At 45.1% G+C, this 17,871-nt stretch carries 16 protein-coding genes; 9 read left to right on the forward strand and 7 right to left on the reverse strand.

Features of this window, described 5'->3' with window-relative positions; genetic code table 11:
* Positions 1-538 precede the first annotated feature (538 nt).
* Positions 539-1,540, forward strand: a complete 1,002-nt coding sequence (locus tag CCC17_RS08160) for a hypothetical protein (protein ID WP_092073574.1) — start codon at positions 539-541, stop codon at positions 1,538-1,540.
* Positions 1,541-1,609: 69 nt separating this feature from the next.
* Here CCC17_RS08160 and CCC17_RS08165 read toward each other — a convergent pair whose 3' ends face one another.
* Both CCC17_RS08165 and CCC17_RS08170 read right to left on the reverse strand, forming a co-directional pair.
* Positions 1,610-2,254, reverse strand: coding sequence for an orotate phosphoribosyltransferase (locus CCC17_RS08165; protein WP_015525517.1), 645 nt, complete (start codon positions 2,252-2,254; stop codon positions 1,610-1,612).
* 368 nt (positions 2,255-2,622) lie between these two features.
* Positions 2,623-3,075: an Hsp20/alpha crystallin family protein gene (locus tag CCC17_RS08170; protein ID WP_015525518.1), complete on the reverse strand. Its 453-nt coding sequence runs from the start codon at positions 3,073-3,075 to the stop codon at positions 2,623-2,625.
* Between the two features lie 513 nt (positions 3,076-3,588).
* Here CCC17_RS08170 and CCC17_RS08175 point away from each other — a divergent pair.
* Entirely contained in the window at positions 3,589-5,223 is a 1,635-nt protein-coding gene (locus CCC17_RS08175) for a glycoside hydrolase family 36 protein (RefSeq protein ID WP_161209176.1), read from the forward strand.
* Between the two features lie 15 nt (positions 5,224-5,238).
* On the opposite strand, the gene CCC17_RS08180 is transcribed toward CCC17_RS08175, so the two are convergent.
* The gene (locus CCC17_RS08180; protein ID WP_015525520.1) at positions 5,239-6,108 is read right to left on the reverse strand and encodes an AraC family transcriptional regulator; all 870 of its coding nucleotides are present in this window, start codon (positions 6,106-6,108) and stop codon (positions 5,239-5,241) included.
* 334 nt (positions 6,109-6,442) lie between these two features.
* On the opposite strand from CCC17_RS08180, the gene CCC17_RS08185 reads away from it, so the two are divergent.
* The gene (locus CCC17_RS08185; RefSeq protein ID WP_161209174.1) at positions 6,443-7,567 is read left to right on the forward strand and encodes an aldo/keto reductase; all 1,125 of its coding nucleotides are present in this window, start codon (positions 6,443-6,445) and stop codon (positions 7,565-7,567) included.
* 49 nt (positions 7,568-7,616) lie between these two features.
* On the forward strand, positions 7,617-8,708 hold the full coding sequence (locus tag CCC17_RS08190) for a PTS transporter subunit IIC (protein WP_015525523.1): 1,092 nt from the start codon (positions 7,617-7,619) through the stop codon (positions 8,706-8,708).
* 91 nt (positions 8,709-8,799) lie between these two features.
* Here the strand turns inward: CCC17_RS08190 and CCC17_RS08195 are convergent, their stop codons facing one another.
* A complete protein-coding gene (locus tag CCC17_RS08195; RefSeq protein ID WP_059086226.1) occupies positions 8,800-9,891 on the reverse strand; it encodes a DnaJ C-terminal domain-containing protein in 1,092 nt (363 codons plus the stop codon).
* A gap of 365 nt (positions 9,892-10,256) precedes the next feature.
* Here CCC17_RS08195 and CCC17_RS08200 point away from each other — a divergent pair, with 365 nt between their 5' ends.
* Both CCC17_RS08200 and CCC17_RS08205 read left to right on the forward strand, forming a co-directional pair.
* Entirely contained in the window at positions 10,257-11,210 is a 954-nt protein-coding gene (locus CCC17_RS08200; RefSeq protein ID WP_059086225.1) for an SH3 domain-containing protein, read from the forward strand.
* 77 nt (positions 11,211-11,287) lie between these two features.
* Positions 11,288-12,199: a LysR family transcriptional regulator gene (locus CCC17_RS08205; RefSeq protein WP_015525527.1), complete on the forward strand. Its 912-nt coding sequence runs from the start codon at positions 11,288-11,290 to the stop codon at positions 12,197-12,199.
* A 184-nt stretch (positions 12,200-12,383) separates the two neighbouring features.
* Here the strand turns inward: CCC17_RS08205 and CCC17_RS08210 are convergent, their stop codons facing one another.
* Positions 12,384-12,902: a nitroreductase family protein gene (locus CCC17_RS08210; protein WP_015525528.1), complete on the reverse strand. Its 519-nt coding sequence runs from the start codon at positions 12,900-12,902 to the stop codon at positions 12,384-12,386.
* Between the two features lie 249 nt (positions 12,903-13,151).
* On the opposite strand from CCC17_RS08210, the gene CCC17_RS08215 reads away from it, so the two are divergent.
* A complete protein-coding gene (locus CCC17_RS08215) occupies positions 13,152-13,424 on the forward strand; it encodes an acylphosphatase (protein WP_015525529.1) in 273 nt (90 codons plus the stop codon).
* Between the two features lie 13 nt (positions 13,425-13,437).
* Here CCC17_RS08215 and CCC17_RS15060 read toward each other — a convergent pair whose 3' ends face one another.
* Positions 13,438-13,590, reverse strand: coding sequence for a helix-turn-helix domain-containing protein (locus tag CCC17_RS15060; RefSeq protein WP_255363779.1), 153 nt, complete (start codon positions 13,588-13,590; stop codon positions 13,438-13,440).
* Between the two features lie 201 nt (positions 13,591-13,791).
* Here CCC17_RS15060 and CCC17_RS08225 point away from each other — a divergent pair, with 201 nt between their 5' ends.
* A complete protein-coding gene (locus tag CCC17_RS08225; protein ID WP_287082906.1) occupies positions 13,792-14,922 on the forward strand; it encodes a glycerate kinase family protein in 1,131 nt (376 codons plus the stop codon).
* Between the two features lie 222 nt (positions 14,923-15,144).
* Here the strand turns inward: CCC17_RS08225 and CCC17_RS08230 are convergent, their stop codons facing one another.
* Positions 15,145-16,938: a flavin reductase gene (locus CCC17_RS08230; RefSeq protein ID WP_118607873.1), complete on the reverse strand. Its 1,794-nt coding sequence runs from the start codon at positions 16,936-16,938 to the stop codon at positions 15,145-15,147.
* Between the two features lie 290 nt (positions 16,939-17,228).
* Between CCC17_RS08230 and CCC17_RS08235 the strand changes: the two genes are divergently transcribed.
* On the forward strand, positions 17,229-17,867 hold the full coding sequence (locus CCC17_RS08235) for a Crp/Fnr family transcriptional regulator (RefSeq protein ID WP_182434015.1): 639 nt from the start codon (positions 17,229-17,231) through the stop codon (positions 17,865-17,867).
* Positions 17,868-17,871: the final 4 nt, after the last annotated feature.

Raw genomic sequence — 17,871 nt, forward strand, 5'->3', positions numbered from 1 at the left:
CACTCCAAAGCACCCGGACTTCTGCTGCAAACCTCACACTGTGCGGTCATGGTGGGAGGGGTAGAGTGGTCTGACGGGAGTTGGATGAGCCATCAGCGCTGCGCTGGATGGCTGGGAGGAAAGGCTGAGTTTCCATGTGGTTTGGAGGGAGGTTGTGAGCGTCGGCGCGTTGCTGGACGCTTGTAGTTTGGAAGGTTGAGATTCCATGTGGTTTGGAGGGAGGTTGTGAGCGTCGGCGCGTTGCTGGACGCCTGTAGTTTGGAAGGTTGAGATTCCATGTGGTTTGGAGGGAGGTTGTGAATGTCGGCGCGTTGCTGGACGCTGGAAGGTGGTGTCGAAATTTGGAGATGGGTTTTTGTGGTGTTGTGGTGGGATGTGTGGTATGATTTGTATATCTTATAAGATCTATCCATTTATTTGATTTCTTTTTTGCTTCAATGTCTGAAGCGTTTTTTCAAAAATATTTATAAAAACTGTATACAGGGTTTCTGAAGTGTTTGGTTGATGGTATAATTGTATATACCAGAAGGAGTATTGTTTGAGAGATAATACGATTTTTGATGATGTTTTTCGTACTATGATGGAGAAAATGACGTTTCTGGTCGTGCCTTTGATCAATGATGTTTTTCATACATCATACCCGGCTGATGTGGAGATTGTGCAACTGCGTAATGAGTATCAGCGGGTGGATGGTGAGATTATTACGGATTCGCGGCTGTTGATCGGAAACAGGATTTATCATATAGAATGTCAGAGTACGGATGACACGACAATGGCTGTACGGATGATAGAGTATGATTTTGCAACTGCTGTTGAGTTTGCCAGAAAGCAGGGACGGAGGTATCGGATGGAGTTTCCACGTTCTTGTGTGTTGTATCTGAGAAATAGTAGGAATACGCCGGATTTTCTGGAAGTGGATGTGGTTTTTCCGGATGGGGGATGTCATTTGTACAGAGTGCCTGCCATTAAAGTAGAGAATTATACAAAAGATAAGATATTTGAAAAGAGTCTTCTTATGCTGCTTCCTTTTTATATCATGCGATATGAAAAAAGAGGGCATGAGATGAGTGAGAATCCACAACTTTTTCAGGAATTACTGAATGAATATGAAGTGATCCGGAGTAAACTGGAGGTAGAGATCACTGAATCTGGAAGGTCTGAACTGTTCAGTGATCTGATTGGACTGATAACTCGGATATCTGATCATATTTTCAGAAATGAGGAGAAAGTCCGGAAAGGAATAGGTGAGATTATGGGTGGACATGTTCTGGAACTGGAATCTGAGAAAAGGGCAAGACTGATGGCGGAAGCTAAGGAACAGGCTGAAGCACTGGGGCGAGAACAGGGAATGGCTCAGGGAATGGCTCAGGGAATGGCCCAGGGAATGGCTCAGGGAATAGCTCAGGGAATGGCCCAGGGGGAAGAACGACTTAGTGTTCTGATCAACAGGCTTATACTTGATAATCGTGGTAATGAGATTCAGAAGGTTGTTACAGATAAAGAAATGCGTGAAGCCATGTATAGAGAATATCAATTATAATAAGAAAAGATAAAGAGAATCCCCCACTGGTTTTGCTATCCATGGGGGATTCGTTGATTGATCTGAATCTTATAATACAGAATATCCGTAACTGCTGACAATAGCATCGATCTTCTGGCGGTTTTTGCACAGTGGGCAGTTGTCAGAGCGGTAGGAGTGATAGTCCGGGATGTCTCTGGCCTGAAAGATAGAGTGGACAGGGAGTGTGGCTACACTGTCTACACTGCTGTAGATGGCTGCCACGCCGCGGATCTTACCGCCATAGTACAGAACGCTTTCGATAGCTCGGTTCAATGTGGATCCGGTGGTGATGGAGCCATTTAGGATGAGGATGTTTTTTCCATTGATCATTGGTTCATAGTTGTCGCGGAAGATCATCTGCCCGGTGCTGTTGAACTCAGGGGTGATGACGTAGATGGTCTGGTGTGCGTTCATGGAAAGGACGCCGGCTTTGGTCAGTTCTTCGGCGAGATAAGCACCGATCACTTCAAGTCCGTCCATGCAGACGATGGTGTCTACCGGAATGGATGCTTCGTAATTTGCTGCGAGAGCGGATGCAATACGCTGTGCTTCAGCGCATCTGGATTTCATAGTAGTGAGATCCAGGTAGTGTGTGATATGGGATTGGGATGTTACGAAGTGTCCCGGAATCATTTTAAGCTGTATGCGGTTGTCAGTGCGTGCATAAATTTTTATGATGTTGTCCTGATCCATAATAAAAACCTCCTGTCGTGATCGTGTTTTACGTGGTTGTTCAGGAGAATTATCCTGAAGGATTACGAAACAGATTTATTTAACCGAATGCGGATTGCAAATATCCGATTAGCTGTGCATATTATACCATTAATTTCAAAAAAATGAAATAATATAATGCAAAATATATAAAAAATATTCAAAAAATCAAGCGTATTTGTTAAAAAATATCCAATATCATGAAAACTTTGACAATAGGATCATTACTATAGAGTGAAAGTACTTGTGAGTACGTAGTAAATTGGAAAGAGAGTGTCATATGTATTATTGCGTATAAAAAAGAGGAGGAGAATCCTTATGGATTCTCCTCCTGTGAGAGTGAGTCGATGTCAGCCTTCAATAGATACATATTTATCAGCTTCAATCTCTTCAGCTGCTTTTTTCGGAATAGAAAGTCTCAGAACACCGTTCTCAAATTTTGCATGGACATCTTCGTTTTTTACACCATTACCAACATAGAAGCTTCTGCTTGTGCTGCCGGCATAACGTTCACGGCGGATATAATTGCCTTTCTTGTCTTCCTCGTCTTTGTCAAGACCCTTGGCAGCAGAGATGGTAAGATAACCATCCTTCAGCTGTACCTGTACTTCATCTTTCTTAAATCCTGGAAGATCTACATCCAGCTCATAGCCTTTATCTGTTTCACGTACATCAGTTTTCATGATATTTTTTGCATGTTTGCCATAAAGAGGGTTCTTTCCGCTAAAGAAATTATCTCTGAATCCAAAATCATCCATCCAGTCATCAAATAAGTTTTCTCCAAATACACTCGGGAACATCATAAGTCATTTCTCCTTTCAAATTGAAAAGCCGTTCCGGTGGATCAAGAAATCCAACTGTTGCCGGTATATAGTTACCACTTCGGGTTATTCCGCAGTGGTGATCGTTTGGTTTTATTCTGAACATCTGGAAGTTCTTTTTTATCTTCTCCTTTGTTCTATATGTAATATAACACTTGTTGTTAGCAAAGTCAAGAGGCGAGTGCTAAAAAATTGTGAAGAATTTGTGTCCCGTAAAATGAAAAACTAATTTCCATCTTTAGCCCTTTATGTTCTTACGTTAAAAAGCGAATCGGACAAGGACTGAAAAGCTTATGCAGATTGAACATTCTGCAATGTTATAATAACTTTAAAGCATAGAAAAAACCAAAAAAATCAATATAATAAGGCATATAGACAAAATATATTAAAAAAAATTTTTCGTACATTCTTCTGAGTTGAACAGACGATAGAAAGACAGTATTCATGAGTATGCAGGTAAAGCAAAATGTAAATGAAAAAGTACAGGAGGAGAGAATGATGCAGAAAAAATATGCAGATTTTAAGCTTGGGGTACCGGATTATGTAACAGTGGAAACAGAAGAGGAGAGACTTGTGTGCCAGGGAGGGCAGACGACAGTAGCTGCCGGTGCAACTACTGTGGAATTTCAGGACGCAGGTGAACATGAGGATATATTTGTCACATCCGAGGATGCAGTGAGATGTGTGAAGCTGAGATGGAACTATAAGATCCCGAAATCAGCCAGATTTCTGGGAGATGCCTGGGAACGTACCTATGGTGATGCGGAATGGCATGGAATGAGCGGAAACCGTTATCTGCCATGGTATTTTCTGGCGAAGCTTTCTGAGAAGGTTCTCTGCTTTGGCGTAAAGGTCCGTCCTTCTGCTATGTGCTGCTGGCAGGTGGATACCAAAGGAATTACTTTGTTTCTGGATGTTCGCTGCGGAAATACAGGAGTACAGCTGAAAGGAAGAAAGCTGTGTGCCGCACAGATCGTCTGCATGGAAGCAGAAGGAGCAGATACTTTTGAAACTGCACAGAAATTCTGTGAAAAAATGTGTACAGATCCGATCTTCCCAGAGTTTCCGGTATATGGAAGCAATAACTGGTATTATGCTTACGGTGACAGCTCCGAAGAGGAGATCTTAAGTGATACCGATTATATCCTGAAACTGACCGAAGGTGTAAAAAATCCTCCGTTCATGGTCATTGATGACTGCTGGCAGGAGCATCACCGCCTGGATGAATACAACGGTGGACCCTGGACAAAAGGCAATGCCAGATTTCCGGATATGAAAGGTCTTGCAGACAAGCTGGAGAAAAAAGGTGTCCGCCCGGGTATCTGGGTCCGTCTGCTTCTTAATGAAGATGAGAATATCCCGGATGAGTGGAGAATTTCCTATAATGACTGTCTCGATCCGTCCCACCCGGATGCACTGGAATATATCCGTAAAGATATCGAGAGAATCTGTGATTGGGGATACACGCTGATCAAGCATGATTTTTCTACCTTTGATCTCTTTGGAAAATGGGGATTTGAGGCGAATTTAAGAGACAATTCCATGGAGAAATGGCATTTTTATGATCAGACCAAAACCAGCGCAGAAATCGTAAAAATGCTTTATCAGGAGATTTATGATGCTTCCCGGAGCAACAACGCAGTGATCATCGGCTGCAATACCATCGGACATCTCGGCGCAGGCCTGATGCATCTGAATCGGACCGGTGACGATACCAGCGGACGTATCTGGGAGCGTACCAGACGAATGGGCGTAAATACGCTGGCATTCCGTCTTCCGCAGCACAATACGTTTTACCATATTGATGCAGACTGTGTCGGTATTTTCGGAATGATCCCATGGGAGAAAAATCGTCAGTGGGCAGACGTTCTTGCAAAGAGCGGTACACCACTGTTTGTATCCGCAAAACCTGGAGTTTTGAATCCGGAGGAATTTGAGGAGCTGCATCAGATCATGCTGCGTGCATCAGAACAGGAAGAGCATTTTGTTCCGCTTGACTGGGAAGAAATCGACTGCCCGGAGGTATGGGGAGAAAACGGCGAAACTATCACTTATGACTGGTTTGACAACGAAGGTCCGACCATGGATGCTACGGTGGAATACTATAATGCCAAGGTAGTTGTTCCGTAAATCAGGAAAAGTGGTTCAGCAATCCAGAAGATCCTCGGCATGATGATATTTTTCCCGGTATTCCCGTGGCGTCATGCCGGTTTCTTTTTTGAAGGCACGGGAAAAGGCAAATGGATTTTGATATCCGCAGGAGAACGCCACGCTGGAGACAGGGATATCCGTGATGGTCAGAAGCTCCCGGGCGTTGATGATCTTGGCTGAAGTCAGGAATGCTTGGGGTGTGGTTCCAAGATGTTTTTTAAAAAGTCCGTAAAGGTGGCTGCGGCTGATATGGAGATAGTCAGCAACATCTGTCACAGTGATATTCTGCAGCGGACTTTTTTTGATGTAATCAACAGCCTGTGTGATGTAAAAATTCTCATTGGATTCCATGGTCGTGTAGGAAGCATGAAATTCTTCCTCCAGCATGGCGATGATCCGGTAAAGACCACTCTGGATATAGGCTTCACTGGAGGGCGTCAGCTGCGGGTGAGCCATCATTTCAAGAATGGTTTCCTGATAGGGAAGAACCGAATTTAGCTGCTGGACCGGAGTTTCTTCAGTAAGATGACAGTGTTCACAAAGTATGGGAGCATTTTCTCCATTGAAACAGATCCAGATATAAGTCCAGGGATCAGAAGGCTCTGCTTTGTAGAGAGAGCTGGTCACAGGAGGAATGAAAAAGCACTGTCCGGCTTTCAAGGTATATTTCCGGTTGTTCATATAGAAATATCCCTGTCCGCTCAGCACAAAATGGATGGTGTAATATCGCCGGACACCAGGGCCGTAGGACTGTTCCGGTGTACATTTTTCCCAGCCGCAGGAAATAAGATGAAGTTCTTTTGATGAGGTCTGGCGGTTCAGAACCTGTTTGTTTTCTATGGGAGTTTCCTCCTTTCGATGCATGATTATAGATAATATCAGTTTAAAATATTTGATCTGAGGTGTAAAGAACAAAGATGAACTGATAGGACAAAAGACAGTTGCCGTGCGATAAACGTGTGGCAGCTGTTTTTCTGTTTTCTGCAAAAATTCAGACGTAATGCAGGCATTGTCTTGACACTTGTAAAAGAAAAAGGTTTACCACCAGGAAAAATATCGTTATAATAGGAGAAACGCAGTTTCTCTGCGGCAAAAATATAACGGTCCGGGAGATATCTGTGTCAGAAATATTGCTTATCCGGTGATATATCAGATGATATGAGGAATTTTCCGGTATGTAATAAGAAGGGAGAAAGATATGGCATATTTAGGTGAAGAGATCAAAAAACTTGGTTTTGGCCTTATGAGACTTCCGCAGAAATCAGAAGGTGTGATCGATGTGGAGCAGACCAAAGTCATGGTGGACAAATTTATGGAAGCCGGATTTACATATTTTGATACAGCATGGGCTTATGCAGGAAGCGAAGATGCTATCCGCGAAGCGCTGGTAGAGCGTTATCCGAGAGAAAAATATCAGTTAGCCACCAAGATGGCAGCCTGGATCAACTGCAAGACAAGAGATGAAGCTCTTGCACAGTTTAAAACATCTCTGGAGAGAACAAAGGCAGGATATTTCGACTTTTATCTTCTCCACAATCTTGGAGAGCACAGAACAAAATATTTTGATGAGTACGGTTTATGGGACTGGATCCATGAACAGAAGGAAGCCGGTCTGATCAGACATGCAGGATTTTCGTTCCACTCCACACCGGAGGAGCTGGATGCACTTCTCACTGCACATCCGGAAATGGAATTTGTACAGCTGCAGATCAATTACGCAGACTGGGAAAATCCGGTGATCCAGTCAAGAGCCTGCTACGAGGTAGCCAGAAAACATGGAAAACCGGTCATTATCATGGAACCTGTAAAAGGCGGCATGCTTGCAACTCCGCCGGAAGCAGTGGAAAAGCTTCTGAAGGAAGCAGAGCCGGAAGCATCCACAGCATCCTGGGCGATCCGTTTTGCGGCAAATCTGGAAGGCGTGATCACCGTACTTTCCGGAATGAGCAATGTTGCACAGATGGAGGATAACCTTTCCTTTATGAAGGATTTCAATGGCCTTACTGACAGTGAGAAGGAGACTCTTGATAAGGCAAGAGAGGCTATGAGCAAAATTCCTCTGATCCCATGTACAACCTGTAACTACTGTGCAAAGGTCTGTCCGATGGAAATTGGAATTTCCGGTTCTTTTACAGCAATGAATTATCTGACATTGTACGGAAATAAAGCCGCCGCAGCGCATCAGGAAGACTGGCTGGTAGCCAGTCATGGCAGAAAGCGTGCAGATGAATGTATAAAATGCGGACAGTGTGAGGAAGTATGTCCGCAGCATATTTCCATCCGCGAGGAACTTGAGAAAGTAAGCGAGGCTTTTTGCAAATAAAGGAACTGATCCGGCAGGAAGCGGATCAGGGTAAGGAGAGAGTTTAAAAATGGAAAAATTCAAAGCATTTCTAAAACGGAAGGATATCGAGATCTCTCTGAAGAGATATGGTATCGATGCACTGGGAGCTATGGCACAGGGACTTTTCTGTTCCCTGCTGATCGGTACGATCATCAACACCATTGGCACACAGTTTCACATTCCGTTTCTGACTATGGCAGTTGCCACAGTCAATGATACCCAGTATACAGTAGGTTCTCTGGCATCTGCCATGAGCGGCCCTGCCATGGCAGTAGCCATCGGTTACGCCTTGCATTGCCCGCCGCTGGTATTGTTTTCGCTGATCACCGTTGGATTTGCCTCCAACGCACTTGGCGGAGCAGGCGGTCCTCTGGCTGTACTGTTTGTTGCCATTGTTGCAGCTGAGATCGGTAAGGCAGTTTCAAAGGAAACAAAGATCGATATCCTTGTAACGCCTCTTGTAACCATCGGTGTGGGCGTAGGTCTTTCCGCATGGTGGGCACCGGCTCTTGGAAAAGCTGCCATGAAGGTAGGAAGCGTGATCATGTGGGCAACAGATCTGCAGCCATTCTTTATGGGAATCTTGGTTTCTGTATTTGTTGGAATCGCACTAACGCTGCCGATCTCTTCTGCTGCGATCTGCGCGGCTCTGGGACTTACCGGACTGGCAGGCGGCGCTGCAGTAGCGGGCTGCTGTGCGCAGATGGTAGGTTTTGCGGTCATGTCCTTCAGGGAAAACAAATGGGGTGGTCTTGTCTCTCAGGGAATTGGAACTTCCATGCTCCAGATGGGGAATATTGTCAGAAATCCAAGGATCTGGATCGCTCCGATCGTAACATCTGCTATCACAGGACCTATTGCAACCTGCTTGTTCAGGCTTCAGATGAACGGAACTGCTGTATCCTCAGGAATGGGTACTTGCGGTTTTGTAGGTCAGATCGGTGTGTATACAGGATGGATGAATGATATTGCAGAAGGAACCAAGACAGCTGTTACAGCTATGGACTGGGCAGGACTTTTCCTGATCTCTTTTATTCTCCCGGCAGTTCTCTGCCCGTTGATCAATATGTTTGTACGTAAGCTCGGATGGGTGAAAGATGGAGATATGACGCTGTCATAAGCTATATCAGATCTTACTTTAAAATCAAAAAAGAGTATCACAGGAACTCATTGATAGTGATGAGCTTTGTGATACTCTTTTATTTTAACTTTTATGCTACATGTGATCCGGTGGCATTACTCCGTTCCAGTCCACAGGCCTTTGCATATTCATGGAGTTTCTCTTTTGCGGAATAATTCAGATTCTGAGGAACTTGGATCTGAATGGTTACATACTGATCACCGCGGACGGAAGGGTTCTTCATGGAAACAATGCCTTTTCCTCTCAGGCGGATCTTGGAACCGGACTGCATACCTTCCCTGATCTTACAGATAACATTTCCGTAAAGGGTGGGAACGGTGGCTTCACCGCCGAAAACAGCGGTTGTGTAAGGAATAGAAATGGTGGTATAAACATCCGATCCCTTTCGTTCATAGCCAGGACGTGTTCCTACGGTAACCTTCAGAAGAAGGTCACCAGGCTCACCGCCGCCGGTTCCGGGCATGCCTTTTCCTTTCAGACGGATACTCTTGCCGGTATCAATACCTGCCGGAATATGAATCTGAAGTGTCTGCGGTGCACCGGAGCTTCCGTCCGGACCGGACAGAGAGATCCTTTTATCTGCACCAAAAGCTGCCTCATCAAAGGTAACGTTGATGCTGGCCTTCACATCAGAGCCTTTTTGCGGAAAATCCTGTTGATGGAATCCGCCGAAGCCGTTGCCACTGTGAAAGCCACTTCCGCCAAATCCACTGTGAAAGCCGCCACCGTTACCGGTGAAATGCTCATATGTGCCATTGCTGCCGAAACCGCGGCTTTCGCCGTGACTGCCGTGGAACATATTTCCGAAGATATCACCAAAAATATCGTCCATATTTTCACCGTTAAAATGAAATTCCTGATAGCTGCCATTGCCGCCACCCTGGAATCCGCCGAATCCACCGGCACCTGCGCCGGCTCCAGGATCAGCTCCTGCTTCAAATGCGGCATGACCAAACTGATCATACATTTTTTTCTTCTTTGGATCACTTAAGACATCGTAGGCTTCGTTTACTTCTTTAAATTTATCTGCGGCATCTGCATTACCGGCGTTTGTATCCGGATGATATTTTTTGGCCAGTTTACGATAGGCTTTTTTTATTGTTTTTTCATCTGCGTTCCGGTCAATGCCCAGAACATCGTAATAATCTCTTTTTACTGCCATGGTATTCACCTTCCCTTATATTATAGTCTGCAGCGTCCCGGATGATTGATCTGTCCTCTCAGAGGACAGATCTCCCGGACTGTCATATATTGAACGTATGCGTATAAAATTCCCCGGGAAAAATCCCGGGGGCATTACTTTTATCTTGTTCTACATGTAATATAACACTACTAATTAAAAGTGTCAATACCTGCATTGTGGAAAAGAACATTTTGGACTGCAATAAGAGATGTGATTCTTACAGCTATCAGCTGAAAATATGATATAATACTACCATAAATTCCGGTGCGGTCTGCTCAGTAAATAAAAAACAGAGAGAGCCGCAGATCAGAGAAAGATCCAAAAAAGAAAAGGAGGCGTATAATATGAGAAAAAGAACTCTTCTGTCCCATATAAAGGCAGTAAAAAGGCTGGTACTTCTGACACTTATACTGGCAGCAGCTTTTCCGGCGACGATCCGGGAGGCAAAGGCAGCAGCAGGAACCACTTTTAAAGTCAAAGTCACAGATGGATACCTGGCTCTCCGGAGTGAGAAGGCTTTTGACAAAGGCAATGAGATCGGACAGCTGAATACAGGAGATCTTGTGGAAGTTACAAATCGGAAGGACGCTACCTACTGGTATGCATACGTGCCAAGACTGGATAAATCCGGATATCTGGACAAAAACTATATCCAGATAGTAGAGAACGCCACAGCTTCCAACGATTCCTGGACAGTAAAGGTAAAAAAAGGCTATCTGGCTCTTCGAAGTACCGCAGCTTACAATGACAGTAACGAGATCGGACGTCTGAATACCGGAGATGTCGTTCTTGTAAAGGACAGCAGTGATTCTACTTACTGGTACGTATATGCTCCGGGGCTTGATAAATCCGGATATGTGGATAACCGGTATATTTACAACAGTGGTCTGTGGACAGTTAAAGTAGAAACTGGTTATCTTGCCCTTCGCAATAAGGCAGCCTATAATGAAAGCAATGAGATCGGACAGCTGAATACCGGTGACACGGTTCAGGTGAAGGACACCAGCAACGATCAGTACTGGTATGTATATGTTCCGCAGCTGGATAAGACCGGTTATGTTGACAGGAACTATCTTACCGGAGGCTCAGGTACGACAACTCCATCCATGACTGTTAAAGTGGAAAGCGGCTATCTGGCTCTGCGCAGTACAAAGGCGTATGACAAGGACAATGAGATCGCCCAGCTGAATAACGGAGATACGGTAGAAGTCATTGAGAAGAAAGACAGTACTTACTGGTATGTATATGTTCCGAAGCTTGGAAAAGAAGGATATGTAGATAAGAACTACCTTAAATAAAAAGATAAAGGATGCTTGTTGCCGGATCTGCCTGAAGAGGAACAGAAAGCCGGAACAAGAAACGGGGAGGCAGAAAGATGACTCTGGCACAGCTCAGATATACCATAGCAATTGCAAAAGCCGGATCTATGAACGAGGCAGCAAAAAGCCTTTATATTTCTCAGCCCAGTCTTTCCACGGCAATCCGGGAGCTGGAAGCAGAAACCGGTGTTGAGATCTTCCGAAGAACGAACCGAGGAATCGCCGTAACGCCTGCAGGCGAAGAATTTCTGGGGTATGCAAGGCAGGTGGTGGAACAGTACGAACTGATGGAAGCCAAATATATTTCCAAGGAACAGTCACGCAAAAAATTCAGTGTTTCCATGCAGCATTATACCTTTGCAGTTAATGCCTTTGTGGAGCTGGTAAAGCAATTCGGCATGGATGAGTACGAATTTGCGGTCCACGAGACCAAGACGCATCAGGTCATCGAGGATGTCCGTAATTTCAAGAGTGAGATCGGGATCCTCTACGTAAATGATTTTAACCGTAAGGTACTTACAAAAATGTTTCACGAGTATGGTCTGGAGTTTCACGAACTTCTCAACTGTCGGATCTACGTTTATATGTGGAAGGGGCATCCTCTGGCGAAGCGTGAGAAGATCACGCTGGAAGAACTGAAGGAATATCCGTGTCTGTCCTTTGAACAGGGAGGAAATAACTCTTTTTATTTTGCTGAGGAGGTTTTGAGCACCTATGAATACAAACGGCTGATCAAAGCCGATGACAGGGCTACTATGCTGAACCTGATGGTAGGACTGAATGGATATACCTTATGCTCCGGTATTATCTGTGAGGATCTTAATGGTTCCGATTACTGTGCTGTGAAGCTGGATTCCGATGAGATCATGACAATCGGTTATGTTGCCAGAAAGGGTGTTAACATCAGTGCCCTTGGGAAAAAATATCTGGAGGAGATTTCTAGATATAAGGATAAAGCACTGAAATAAGAGAAAATAAAATCTGACAGATCACTGCCGGAGAAGACGGGAAAAGCTTCTGGTATTTATGATACCGGAGGGTTGTTTCCCTGTGTATTCTCAGATACGTAGCGATGCGTATCATGCAGGAATCTGTCAGATCTTTATTTACATTAAAAGTTTTTGGCAGTGGAAATTTTATTCTGCAAGCCGATCACACACGGATCACAAAACCATCTTTACGCGGTTTGGCTGTTGGATACTCACAGTCACGGTATCCAAGAACACAGTGGCCCACGCCGATATATTCCTCCGGAACACCCCACTGCTTCTTCAGCTCTTTTCCTTCCTCGGAGTCAAAAACTTCTCTTGCACGGTGAATCCAGCAGGAGTCCACGCCGAGAGCATGTGCGGCATTCATGAGATTTCCCATCACAAGACTTCCGTTTTCCACACAGGTGCCCATTTTGCTGTCGGAAAAGACAATGATCACAGTTGGGGCGCCGTAGAACGGATCTGAGGTGCTGCCCATAACAGCTGCGTTCATTTTGGAAAGCCTTGCAACCAGCTCCGGATCCTGTGTCACTACCATAAGAGTGCTCTGCTGTCCCATGCCGCTGGGGGAATATTCTCCCGCCTCCAGGATCGTATCCAGAGTTTCTTTCGGAACAAGCTCTTTTTTGTAGGCGCGGATGCTTCTGCGTTCTAACAGGTTTTTGATGCTTTCATTCATGATCATTACCTCCTGATGTTAAATTTTGTTGAAAATATTTTCTGCAAAAGAAAGTAAATTTCTTTTTATTCTGATAAAAACCATTATAACGCAGATGATTATAGTTTCCAATAGATAGAAGGATATAACTTTACAATTTATAAAGAAATATTATATAATCTGGTTATGATATTCCTGCGGCGGATGCGGGAGAATTTCGGGTGGAGATACAGAGACAGAATAGTTAAGACAGAAAATATGAGGTGCCAGATGGAAAAGATTCGGAAACATTTTTATTTTTCAGGAAGAGTACAGGGAGTAGGCTTTCGTTACCGCTCCTATTATATTGCACAGTCCATGGGACTGACCGGCTGGGTACGGAATCTCTGGGATGATCGTGTGGAAATGGAAGTACAGGGAACCAGAGAAGAAATCCGGGAGATGGTAGAACGCCTTTCTCAGCAGAGCTTTGTGGAGATCGAGGGGATTGAAGCAAGGGAAATCCCACTGGAGGAGGAGTTTGGCTTTCATGTGAGAGAATAGTGAAATAGCCGGTTCATTCCAGCTCCAGTGCCAGATACAACAGAACAGCGTCCCGGAATTTTCGGGGATTGAGACCACATTTTTTATAAATGTGGTTTAATTTATATTGAAGAGTATTTTTGTGGAGAAAAAGCTTCTCTGCGGCATCAGCCAGAGACATTTCCAGGGAAAAATAAGTTCACAGAAGGTTCTTTTCATCCGGGGACAGCTGATAACCAAACAGCAGAACAGTTATTTGGCTGCAGAGCTGCGCAGAAAATATCCGCCTGACACGTAAATGAACATTTCACGTTTCCGGTACACGGAATGATAGAACGGAGAGTACGGATATCAGCTTTACATAAAAATCATACAGGAGGAAAATAAAATGAAGGTAGTAACAGCGATCGATTCTTTTAAGGGCAGTATGACATCCATGGAGGCAGGTTTTGCAGCTGCTGAAGGTATCCATCGTGTGGATGCGGACGCAGAAGTTCAGGTAAGACCACTGGCAGACGGTGGAGAGGGAACCGTGGAAGCCCTTGTCGCAGGAATGAACGGAAAAACAGAGCACGTAAAGGTTACGGGGCCTCTTGGCGAGCCGGTGATCTGTGAGTATGGCATCATCGAAAGCACAAAGACCGCAGTGATCGAAATGGCTGGTGCAGCAGGGATCACGCAGGTGCCGGACGAAAAAAGAAATCCTCTTTATACCACAACCTACGGTGTCGGTGAGGTGATCAAGGACGCCATCGAAAAAGGCTGCCGCAGATTTATTGTGGGTATCGGCGGAAGCGCCACCAATGACGGTGGTGTGGGAATGCTTCAGGCACTTGGCTATGCATTTCTGGATAAAGACGGAAAGCAGGTCCTTCCGGGAGCAAGAGGCCTGAAAGACATCACAGAGATCACAGATGCCTATGTGATCCCGGAGCTTGCAGAATGTAAATTTCGTGTTGCCTGCGATGTCACAAATCCTCTTTGCGGAGAGCTTGGATGCAGTGCCATCTACGGACCGCAGAAGGGTGCTACACCGGAGATGATCCAGGACATGGATCAGTGGCTGGGTGCTTACGCAGAGCTTGCAAAGGAGCGTTTTCCGAAAGCAGATGCAAAGTATCCGGGAACAGGTGCTGCCGGCGGAATGGGATTTGCATTCCTGACCTTTACCGATGCAGTTCTGGAATCCGGGATCAACATCGTGCTGGATGAGACAAAACTTGAGGACTACATCAAAGACGCGGATCTTGTGATCACAGGTGAGGGACGTATGGATGGACAGACAGCCATGGGAAAAGCGCCGGTAGGTGTTGCAAAGCTTGCAAAGAAATATGGCAAAAAAGTGATCGCCTTTGCAGGTGCCGTACAGCGTGACGCAAGAGCCTGCAACGATGCAGGGATCGATGCCTTTTTCCCGATCCTCCGCGGAGTGGTAACTCTGGAGGAGGCCATGAAAAATGAGAATGCAAAGCAGAATCTGGCAGATACTGCAGAGCAGGTTGTCAGATTAATGAAATAAATAAAAGGCATATAATCCGTAAATTTCAGGATTCCTGCAGAAATATAGAGCGTGAGTGTCTGATCTGCTGGAAGAATAAATTTGGTGAAAGACGCTGAGAAGACATTGGATGATAATACAAAAAAGACAGGCCACCTCAGAAGCCTGTCTTTTTTGTGGTTTATAATTTGTAAAAATAAGGGAGCTGTAACCGGATTAAATCAATTTATGGGGATTTCAGACTTATCCTTCGATCGGTTCAAAATCCACAGCGCCATGCTTGCACAGCGGGCAGATGATATCTTCCGGAAGTTCATCGCCTTCATAGATGTATCCGCAGACTTTGCATACCCAGCCTTTTTTGCCCTCGGTCTGTGGCTTTGGCTTTACATGCTTCTGGTAGTAGGTGTAAGTCATGGTATCCTGATCGCTCATGACGCGGGCCTCTGTGACGCTGCAGATGAACATTCCGTGAGTGCCGAGATCCACATAGTTTTCTACCTTCAGGGACATGAAAGCATTGATATATTTGTCCAGGAATACCAGGCCGTTGTCGGAGTGGTTTACTTTCTGGCCGGCAAATTTATCGGTGCTTCTGCCGGACTGGAAGCCGAACTGCTCAAAAACAGAGAACGGAGCATCTGTGGACAGGCAGTTTACGTTCATGATACCGGTCTGCTGAATCACGTGGTGAGAGTAGTTTGCCTTGTTGATGTTGACAGCCACGCGATATGGGTTGTCGGTAAGCTGTGTAACGGTATTGACGATCAGACCGTTGTCCTTTTTGCCATCGTTGGAGGTTACCACATAGAGGCCGTAACCGATGCGGAACAGAGCAGTCATATCATTTTTGTTGGCAAGATCATCGCTTTTGGCAATGTATTCCTGGCAGAGCTCATCAGCCATAGCTTCCATCTGTCTGCGGTTTTCTTCGTTTACTGCAGACATGATCTTAACTGTGGTATTCAGCCAGTTGATCTTTTTGCATTTGGAAAGCATTTCTTTCATGACCTTTGCTGCCAGCGGTGCCCAGCTTCCGTTTTCAATCAGTCCTACAGTGCGGTTCTGGAAGTTGTGCTCTGCCAGACGGGTAATAAAGTCGTTCATAAACGGATAGATACCTGCATTATATGTGGTGGTTGCGAGAACCAGCTTGGAGTAACGGAAAGCATCGCTCAGTGCCTGGGACATATCATCTCTTGCAAGGTCATAGATCAGAACACGCGGACATCCTTTGGCACGGAATTTATCGGCAAGCTGTGCGACTGCTGTTCTTGTGTGGCCGTAAACGGAAGTGTAGGCGATCACGATTCCGTCATCCTCCGGTGTATAGGAAGACCAGGTATCATAGAGACTGATATAATGTCCAAGATCTTCAGTAAGAACCGGTCCGTGGAGCGGGCAGATGGTCTGGATATCCAGAGTTGCGGCTACTTTCAGAAGATTCTGAACCTGCACACCATATTTTCCAACGATGCCGATATAGTATCTTCTTGCCTCATCGTCCCATGGTTCATCTGCATCCAGGGCACCGAATTTTCCGAAGCCGTCTGCGGAAAAAAGAACCTTTTCTGTGCTGTCATAAGTGACCATAACTTCCGGCCAGTGAACCATCGGTGCAAATACAAAAGTCAGATTGTGTTTTCCAAGGGAAAGGGTTCCGCCGTTATCTACGATGATCTGATGACCTTCCAGATCCAGGTCAAAGAAATTCTGCATCATGGCGAAGGCTTTTTTGTTGGAAACAACGATGGTGTCCGGATAAGCCTTCAGGAAGTTTGCGATGTTGGCTGCATGATCCGGTTCCATATGCTGTACGATCAGATAATCCGGTTTCCGGTCACCCAGAACTTTCTGGATATTATCAAGCCATTCGTGAGTAAAATTTGCATCTACCGTATCCATAACCGCAATTTTTTCGTCCAGGATCACATAGGAGTTGTAGGACATGCCGTTCGGCACTTTGTACTGGCCTTCAAAAAGGTCAACCTGATGATCATTAACGCCTACATATTTGATGGTATCTGTGATTTTCATGAGCGATTCCTCTTTTCTTTCTATGGTGGATTTATTTATATGCTTCAGGTTTTGTTTGTTTCTTAACTTTGATAAAAATATAACAGAAATCGACAACAAAAACTGTTGCAAATACAACAAAACAGAAAAAAATTCCAGACTTTACATTTTTTTCGTGCTGGTATAAAATCAGAAACATGCAGCAAAATAAAATACGGATATCTGCTTTGAGAGTCCTCTTACATAGTCCTGGATGCAGAGAGAAAAGTACAGATATGCGGAAGATTATTTTGCCGGTGGGAGGAAAATTTATGGAGCATATCACTTTATTTACGGATATTTTGCCCGAAGAACAGGAAAGGATGCGTGTCTGCTTCAAAGTCCGGGAGAAAGTTTTTCAGAATGGAGAAACCATAATGGAATATTCCAGCTCCATGAAAAAGATCGGTCTGATCCAGGAGGGAAGAGCAGTTCTCTACTGCTGTGACGAGGATGGAAATGAGTATGTCATCGATGAATTGAATAAGGACAGTGTATTTGGCGAACCGTTTCTGCTTTCGTCAGATTCCCAGCATTATTATGTATGTGCCACTACCGTGACGAAAGTGCTGTTTATTGATTATGAGCATGTGATCAAGCGCTGTGAAAATGCCTGTCATCATCACAGCCAGATGGTCAGTAATCTGCTGCAGATGACGGCCCTTCGTTCCAGGCAGCAGACAGATCGGATATACATGCTTTCACGATCCTCCACCAGGAAGAAGCTGATAGCCTATCTGCATTCTCTGGCTGCGGAAAAAAATGCCGGGAAATTCAAGCTGCCCATGTCCTATACCGCACTGGCCCAGTACTTAAGTGTGGACCGTAGTGCCATGATGCGGGAGATCAAAAATCTTTCGGATGAGGGTGTGATCCGAAGAGACGGACGGAATGTGGAGCTGCTTAAATAGAGGA

This window comes from Blautia sp. LMAG:36, from assembly GCF_008680535.1.
GTDB classification, from domain to species: Bacteria; Bacillota; Clostridia; order Lachnospirales; family Lachnospiraceae; genus Blautia_A; species Blautia_A fusiformis.

Excerpts from the sequence above, each read along its gene's own strand:
- CCC17_RS08185 (WP_161209174.1), top strand. The coding sequence starts at position 6,443 with ATGGCATATTTAGGTGAAGAGATCAAAAAACTTGGTTTTGGCCTTATG.
- CCC17_RS08225 (WP_287082906.1), top strand. The coding sequence starts at position 13,792 with ATGAAGGTAGTAACAGCGATCGATTCTTTTAAGGGCAGTATGACATCC.
- CCC17_RS08175 (WP_161209176.1), top strand. The coding sequence starts at position 3,589 with ATGATGCAGAAAAAATATGCAGATTTTAAGCTTGGGGTACCGGATTAT.
- CCC17_RS08180 (WP_015525520.1), bottom strand. The coding sequence starts at position 6,108 with ATGCATCGAAAGGAGGAAACTCCCATAGAAAACAAACAGGTTCTGAAC.
- CCC17_RS08195 (WP_059086226.1), bottom strand. The coding sequence starts at position 9,891 with ATGGCAGTAAAAAGAGATTATTACGATGTTCTGGGCATTGACCGGAAC.
- CCC17_RS08235 (WP_182434015.1), top strand. The coding sequence starts at position 17,229 with ATGGAGCATATCACTTTATTTACGGATATTTTGCCCGAAGAACAGGAA.
- CCC17_RS08215 (WP_015525529.1), top strand. The coding sequence starts at position 13,152 with ATGGAAAAGATTCGGAAACATTTTTATTTTTCAGGAAGAGTACAGGGA.
- CCC17_RS08205 (WP_015525527.1), top strand. The coding sequence starts at position 11,288 with ATGACTCTGGCACAGCTCAGATATACCATAGCAATTGCAAAAGCCGGA.
- CCC17_RS08165 (WP_015525517.1), bottom strand. The coding sequence starts at position 2,254 with ATGGATCAGGACAACATCATAAAAATTTATGCACGCACTGACAACCGC.
- CCC17_RS08230 (WP_118607873.1), bottom strand. The coding sequence starts at position 16,938 with ATGAAAATCACAGATACCATCAAATATGTAGGCGTTAATGATCATCAG.
- CCC17_RS08200 (WP_059086225.1), top strand. The coding sequence starts at position 10,257 with ATGAGAAAAAGAACTCTTCTGTCCCATATAAAGGCAGTAAAAAGGCTG.
- CCC17_RS08170 (WP_015525518.1), bottom strand. The coding sequence starts at position 3,075 with ATGATGTTCCCGAGTGTATTTGGAGAAAACTTATTTGATGACTGGATG.
- CCC17_RS08210 (WP_015525528.1), bottom strand. The coding sequence starts at position 12,902 with ATGAATGAAAGCATCAAAAACCTGTTAGAACGCAGAAGCATCCGCGCC.
- CCC17_RS08190 (WP_015525523.1), top strand. The coding sequence starts at position 7,617 with ATGGAAAAATTCAAAGCATTTCTAAAACGGAAGGATATCGAGATCTCT.